5 protein-coding genes are annotated in these 6264 nt (G+C 40.8%); all 5 read right to left on the bottom strand.

The features are described 5' to 3' along the window. Positions 1-171: 171 nt before the first annotated feature. Positions 172-1434 (bottom strand): 3-dehydroquinate synthase, encoded by a 1263-nt coding sequence (locus tag TOL9009_RS39225; RefSeq protein ID WP_051502905.1) that lies wholly within the window; start codon positions 1432-1434, stop codon positions 172-174. Between the two features lie 206 nt (positions 1435-1640). Continuing rightward, the gene (gene tyrA / locus TOL9009_RS39220) at positions 1641-2705 is read right to left on the bottom strand and encodes a bifunctional chorismate mutase/prephenate dehydrogenase (RefSeq protein WP_051502904.1); all 1065 of its coding nucleotides are present in this window, start codon (positions 2703-2705) and stop codon (positions 1641-1643) included. A gap of 118 nt (positions 2706-2823) precedes the next feature. Beyond that, complete coding sequence (locus TOL9009_RS0115015) at positions 2824-4110, bottom strand: glycosyltransferase family 4 protein (protein ID WP_029633530.1); 1287 nt, start codon at positions 4108-4110, stop codon at positions 2824-2826. A 160-nt stretch (positions 4111-4270) separates the two neighbouring features. Continuing rightward, entirely contained in the window at positions 4271-5164 is an 894-nt protein-coding gene (gene eboC, locus TOL9009_RS0115010) for a UbiA-like protein EboC (RefSeq protein WP_029633529.1), read from the bottom strand. A 148-nt stretch (positions 5165-5312) separates the two neighbouring features. After that, a complete protein-coding gene (locus TOL9009_RS0115005; RefSeq protein ID WP_242055397.1) occupies positions 5313-6221 on the bottom strand; it encodes a TatD family hydrolase in 909 nt (302 codons plus the stop codon). Positions 6222-6264: the final 43 nt, after the last annotated feature.

Here is a 6264-nt window from a genome sequence, read left to right as displayed (position 1 = left end):
GTCAATTTACGATCGCCTCCCATAAGTATTGTCATTTTTCTCTGTTTGTATGAAACCACCCTGCCTCTCCTTAATAAGGAGAGGGGTAGGGGGTGAGGTGTAAGTCATGAACGCAACTCGGTTTAAGTTAAATATCACGCTTTCGGAAACGACTGAAGTCGTTACTACGGGTTAAGTTAAGCTTTCAGATACCGATGAAGTGAGGAAGGAGGAAATGCTTTTTTTCTGTCTATTTTCCACAAATTCTTGTAATAAGGAAATAGCTTGTTTATATAAAGATAAATCAGCTTGGTGAACTTCAATCCCTTTACCAATGCATTGCAGCAACGTTAAAGTTAATTCTCCTCCCAAATGTTCGCGAAACTCTTGCAACCCACGAAATAAACTGCGCGAATGTTCTGGTTGTGAGAGTTTTTCTGTTAGTTCAGGAACGTATAATACAAAGCCCAATGTAATTAGTGTATTCAGAATGCACTGCCATTCTAAGCGCGAAATCTTTCCTAATAAATAGGAATAAGTTGTATCTAAAGCAATACCGATCGCAACCGCTTCTCCATGACGCAAGTTATAATTTGTCAGTTGTTCTAGTTTATGGGCTGCCCAATGTCCGAAATCTAACGGACGAGATGAACCCATTTCAAAGGGATCGCCGCTGTTAGCAATATGTTCTAAATGTAACTGAGCGCATCGGTAAATCAACTGTTGCATCGCATCCATATCTCGGCGACGTAGTGCTTCGCTATTGGTGCGGATAAATTCAAAGAAGTCAGCATCCTTAATTAGAGCGACTTTCACAGCTTCGGCAATGCCAGAACGCCAATCGCGATCGCTTAATGTACTCAAAAATGATAAATCATTAATTACTGCGTAAGGGGGTGCGAATGTGCCGAGAAAGTTCTTTTTACCAAAGGCATTAATTCCGTTTTTCACCCCGACACCAGAATCATTTTGTCCCAACACTGTCGTAGGAATACGGATAAGTCTAACTCCCCGGTGAGCAGTTGCAGCGGCAAATCCTGCTAAGTCTAACACCGCACCACCGCCAATTGCTATCAGGTAGGAATGGCGACATATCCCCGATGAATCAATCAATTTGTGAATTTGCTTGACTAAGTTGGGATTGTTTTTAGCAGCTTCTCCACCAGGAACTTTTATCGGGTCGCCTGCGAGGGTTAAGATATCGGCATGATACTTTGTATACAGTGCTATTTGCCTGAGCAAGCTACGCCGAAGCTCTAATAAGCCGGCGTCTACTACTACGACTATTTTCTTGGGTTTTTGCTCACCATCGCCGGCAATTAATTCCGCCAGCATGTGATTTTTCAACTTAAAGACTTCATTGCTAAAGTAAACTTTATAGTCGAAGCTAACCGAAACATGTTGTTGAATCGGTTGCAAATTTAATGTAGTTATTTCGGGAATACTAGCTACCATTTTTTTAGTTTAGTAATGTTTCTAAAAGTGTTGCGCGATTGAAAGGTTGAACAAATACTTCAAGATGTTTTTTGCCAATTCTGCACGAGGGACAAACGTTATTGTGAAAGATGTCGATCAGCATAGTTTTTGATATTTTAATGCTAACGAACCGCCAAGTACGCCAAGAAAAGAGTTATGATAAATAATTTAAATTTTTTATATGTTTATTTGTGCTGAAAAATCTTTTTTATGACGTGACTAAAGTTTGTACCTAAAGCTTTTAAATGAGTTTTTTTATCCTCTGTGAAAAAGCTTTTAGCGATTTCAAATTCTTGAGTTAATCCGGTTCGATCTCGTTTTTCTACTAAGGTTGCTAAACGATTGTAAGTTTCTGCTAAAATGCTAATTTCTTCACATCTTTCTTCTGTGGCAAGCATGATGTCTATGCACAAATTTGGATTTTGAGCAAATAGACGTTTAACTATATCTATTTCTTGTCGATAGCTGGGACTAGACATTGATAAGCTACGTTCTATGTCTACTTTTTGTTGTGCTAAGAAAACACCAAGGCTAAATCTAGAGAAGTGTTGCGTTGCTTGAATAATGACCATCATTTGATCGTGTTCTTCTGGTGTGCAAACAATTAGTTCTCCACCTTGGCTTTTAATCAAGTCTAAAAACCATTGAAAAAAATGATTTTCTCTACCTGGACACACTACGACTTTTTGCTGGCTGAATGATTGTATGTTGGGACCAAACATCGGATGTAATCCCATAACTGGTCCTGGATGGTGTGCAAGCATTGCTGCTAATGGCTGAGTTTTGATGCTGGTAATGTCACATATTGCTGTTGTTGGTGCGAGATATTTTGTCGCACATTTGATAACATCTACCGTTCGTTCAATTGGAACGCTAATTAATACTAACTCTGCCTGATTTAACAGTTGATCTGCATATTCCCAATCATCATTTTCTAGAATGCTTACGTTGTGTCCAGCCGCTAGAAGTTGCTGTGTAAAAAATCTTCCCATTCTGCCAAGTCCACCAATGATGGTAATTTGCTTTGGCTTGACATTATTAACATTGGATGATTCAGTGGTAATAGGATGACAACTATTGATTATACTTGTCCAAACACATTCGGGAATGCCCGCTTGGGCAAGTTGAGGAGCTATATAAGCAAGTTGTTCTTCTGCTGAAGGCAATTCTGATGTTGCTTGCAGCGATAGGCGATCGCGTAATAGCTCGATTAGATTTTGATCGGTTTGTTTGAGCTTGTCTGGAATCATAAATAATCCAAATAAGAGCGAAGTTACAACCGTCAGCAGTCGTCATTCCAACTTCATTAAATAAACTTTTTTATTTAGAATTTATATGCTTGCTAATTTTTACCGATGTTACGCGATATCAAATATCAACTGATTCACTAGAAGTGAATTTTGGCAAAATATCTAAATCTAATCCTGGGTTAGTGATCGCATCTGCAAATAGCTGTTCATACTGATCGAGTGCTTGCTCAAAAGAATAGCGCTCTATGGCAAATTCTCTTCCTTTCTTACCTAGCATTTCTCTTTTCATAGGATTGGTATATAAATCCATAACCGCTGCTGCTAGTACTTCCGGTAATTCTGGTTTCACAACTATACCACCGCCACTTTTGCGAATTGCTTTGGCTGCTGTCCCGCTAGCAGGAACTGAACCAATAATTGCCCTACCACTTGCTAGTAATAATGGTATTTTGGAAGGCATGTTAAAGGAAATTACGTTGCTCTTCTGCACAATCAAGCCGATATCAGCTGCCGCTAACATTTCGGGTAATTGTTCTCTCGGCTGTAAAGGTAACAGTACTACGTTATCTGCGCCACAAGTTTGGCAATATTTCTCCAATCTTTCTAAAGCTTGTGATTCACCAGCGATCGCAAAAACAATTTCTGGTATGTGACGCAAGCGAGCTGCTGCTTCTACTACTGTTTCTAAACCTTGTGTCAGCGCAATGTTACCTGAGTAAAGAACTACAAATTTATCATCTAGTTTATTAGCTTTTTTCCAAGGGTTGTTTTCTTTTGGTAAAGGGCGGATAAAGTTTACATCTACCCAATTAGGAATACACCTAATTTTACTAGGCGAAACTCCCTTTTTGATTAAATTTTCCACAAAACCGTCGGCAATAACACTGATGCTATCTGCTGTGCGATAAGCAAACTTCTCAAGTGTTTCCAAGGCTCGGATCATCCATTTATTTCTAATCAGCCCAACACGTACAGCAGCTTCTGGTAAAATATCTTGTACATTCAGTACCACCGGGCAGTTATACAAACAACCCAGCAAAGCTGCCGGTAAGGACACCATCAGTGGAGGGACTGTCAAAAGAATTACATCGGGTCGCCACCCATTTAAAGCTTGGGGGATACTTGTAAAGACAAAGCTTAATTCTAGTACCAGCCGATCTACAAGGTTGGGTTTAGACTTGATTCGCAGATAACTACGTTGGATGGTGACACCATTTTTCTCTTCTGTCACATACCATTTACCCCGATAACCATCGTAAATTTGGCGCTGAGGATAGTTTGGCATACCTGTAATTACCCGAACCGAATGACCTCGCTTCACTAGTCCTTCTGCCAGTTCAGTCATTAAAGGAGCAATCCCAATCGGCTCCGGATGATAGTTGTAAGAATAAATCAGAATGTGCATGATCTGTCTTGAAAATAAAGGCTAAGGACTAGGATTAGAGAAAGTATATTTTTTTGATAAATCACCCGTGGCAATTCCGCTACTTAATTTCTTGGAATCACCGTATAAGTGTAAACTCTGTCTTACTCTTATTTATAGTTATTATTCCCACTTTTATGCTTTAAGTTACTGCAAAGATTCGTGCGATCGCCATTGAAATCGGCAACAAACTTAAAACCATCAATCCGTAACTCCAACTAGCGAACCCCGCTGCCAATGTAGCATCTAATACTATTAATGACAACACCCCAGCTTTGACTGCAATTCTTATGTGTTCTGGGCTTGGTTGCCGCACAGCTTTGATAAAAGGCAGTAATACCCGCGTCGCGAAAAGTACAATAAATGGTAATGCCGTCAAAACTTTATAATTGTTTAATAGCCCTAGTCCTAAAAGTCCGAAAATGACTATAACAATCAGTGATAATGCTACCACTCTAGTAGTACTTTTGCCAACTTTGACTTCATCTCGACTGAGGGTAGTGATACCGGCGATGTAAGCGATCGCAATCAAAGCCAAATACCAATATTCTCCCACCATTGCCGGCGCCACACTCACACCTAACAATAAGTTAGCACCGCGACAAACACCCATGTTAATCGGACCCAAAACAGGGTGATGCTTCCCCACAGCATCATAAAGTAAAGCTGCTGAAGCAGCGATCGCAGCCACAGCTGCACTCTTGGTAGAAACTTGCAAAGCTGCAATTACACCAACGCTCAAAAAGATACTTCCTAAGATAGTTGCGCCCAAAACCGATGCTCTACCACTAGGAATCGGTCGTTCCGGTCGCTCTTCGGCATCTAATTTGGCATCAAAAACATCATTAAAGACGATTCCCCCCCCGTACAAACCCGTAGTAGCCAAGAGCAACCACGCTAATGGTGTCAACTCACCAACGTATCCCGAAGCTGCGAAACCGGCTAAAATATCTGCCCAAGCAGTAACAATATTAGCAGGACGCAATAATTGAAGATATGCCCAGAGGGGATTTCGATTTAAAGTCGCGGTGTTCATGATAGTGTTTAATGGTTAGTTGATAGTGGTTAATGGTTAGTTGATAGTTGATAGTGGTTATTGTTTATTGGTTATTGGGTAGTGGTTATTGGCTATTAAAACAACAACTATCAACCAACAACTATCAACTAACATCCAACAGCCAACATTACTCAATCAATGCATATTCACGCATAGACTCAACAACTGGTTGTTGTCCACGCAGGACAGAGTTACCGTTAAATAACTGACGTTGGTCGATCGCTGAGGGTGAAAGCCAGTCTGACTCTTGCATTTGACCGCTTTGGCTGTAAACTGCAAGTGCGTTTTCATAACACACAGCTTTGACATCAGCTTCACTTATTCCTCTGTCTATCATCAATTGAGCAGTTTTAGGAACAGCTAGCGGATCGCTAATTCCCCAGTCAGCGCTGCTGTCTACAATGATGCGATTACTTCCATATTGGCGTACAATCTCCACCATGCGAGCATTGCCCATTTTGGTATTCGGATAAATTGTGAAACCTGCCCAAAAGCCCCGATCCAAAACTTCTTCAACCGTCTCTTCATTGTTATGATCCACAATCACCTTCGATGGATCTAACCCATGCTCAATGCAGACATCCATGCTTTGACTTGTGCCTGCTTTTTTATTCCGATGGGGTGTATGAATTAATACTAGCATGTCAAGCTCTTTCGCCAACTCTAACTGTAGACGGAAGTATTTATCTTCAGCAGGCGTCATATCGTCGTAGCCAATTTCACCAATAGCGACTACACCCTCTTTGCAAGCAAACAGAGGTAACAATTCCATCACTTGCTCTGCCAACGCTTCATTATTAGCTTCTTTAGAATTCAAACCAATGGTGCAATAATGGCGAATACCGAATTGAGCCGCTCGAAAGCGCTCCCATCCCACCAAGCTGTTAAAGTAATCTTGGAACGAACCAACATTAGTCCGGGGTTGCCCCAGCCAAAAAGCCGGCTCAATTACAGCCACAATACCCGATTCCCGCATCATCAAGTAATCATAAGTTGTGCGGGCAGTCATGTGAATATGAGGATCAATAAACATCATATTAATTGTTGGTTGTTAGTTGTTGGTTGTTAGTTGTTAATGG

It is taken from the genome of [Scytonema hofmanni] UTEX 2349, from assembly GCF_000582685.1.
Classification (GTDB): domain Bacteria; phylum Cyanobacteriota; class Cyanobacteriia; order Cyanobacteriales; family Nostocaceae; genus Hassallia; species Hassallia hofmanni.
This window is presented reverse-complemented; position numbering and strand designations above follow the sequence as displayed.

Bases quoted from the DNA above. Each gene is read 5' to 3' on its own strand.
- TOL9009_RS39225 (WP_051502905.1), bottom strand. From the start codon at position 1,434: ATGGTAGCTAGTATTCCCGAAATAACTACATTAAATTTGCAACCGATT.
- tyrA (WP_051502904.1), bottom strand. From the start codon at position 2,705: ATGATTCCAGACAAGCTCAAACAAACCGATCAAAATCTAATCGAGCTA.
- TOL9009_RS0115015 (WP_029633530.1), bottom strand. From the start codon at position 4,110: ATGCACATTCTGATTTATTCTTACAACTATCATCCGGAGCCGATTGGG.
- eboC (WP_029633529.1), bottom strand. From the start codon at position 5,164: ATGAACACCGCGACTTTAAATCGAAATCCCCTCTGGGCATATCTTCAA.
- TOL9009_RS0115005 (WP_242055397.1), bottom strand. From the start codon at position 6,221: ATGATGTTTATTGATCCTCATATTCACATGACTGCCCGCACAACTTAT.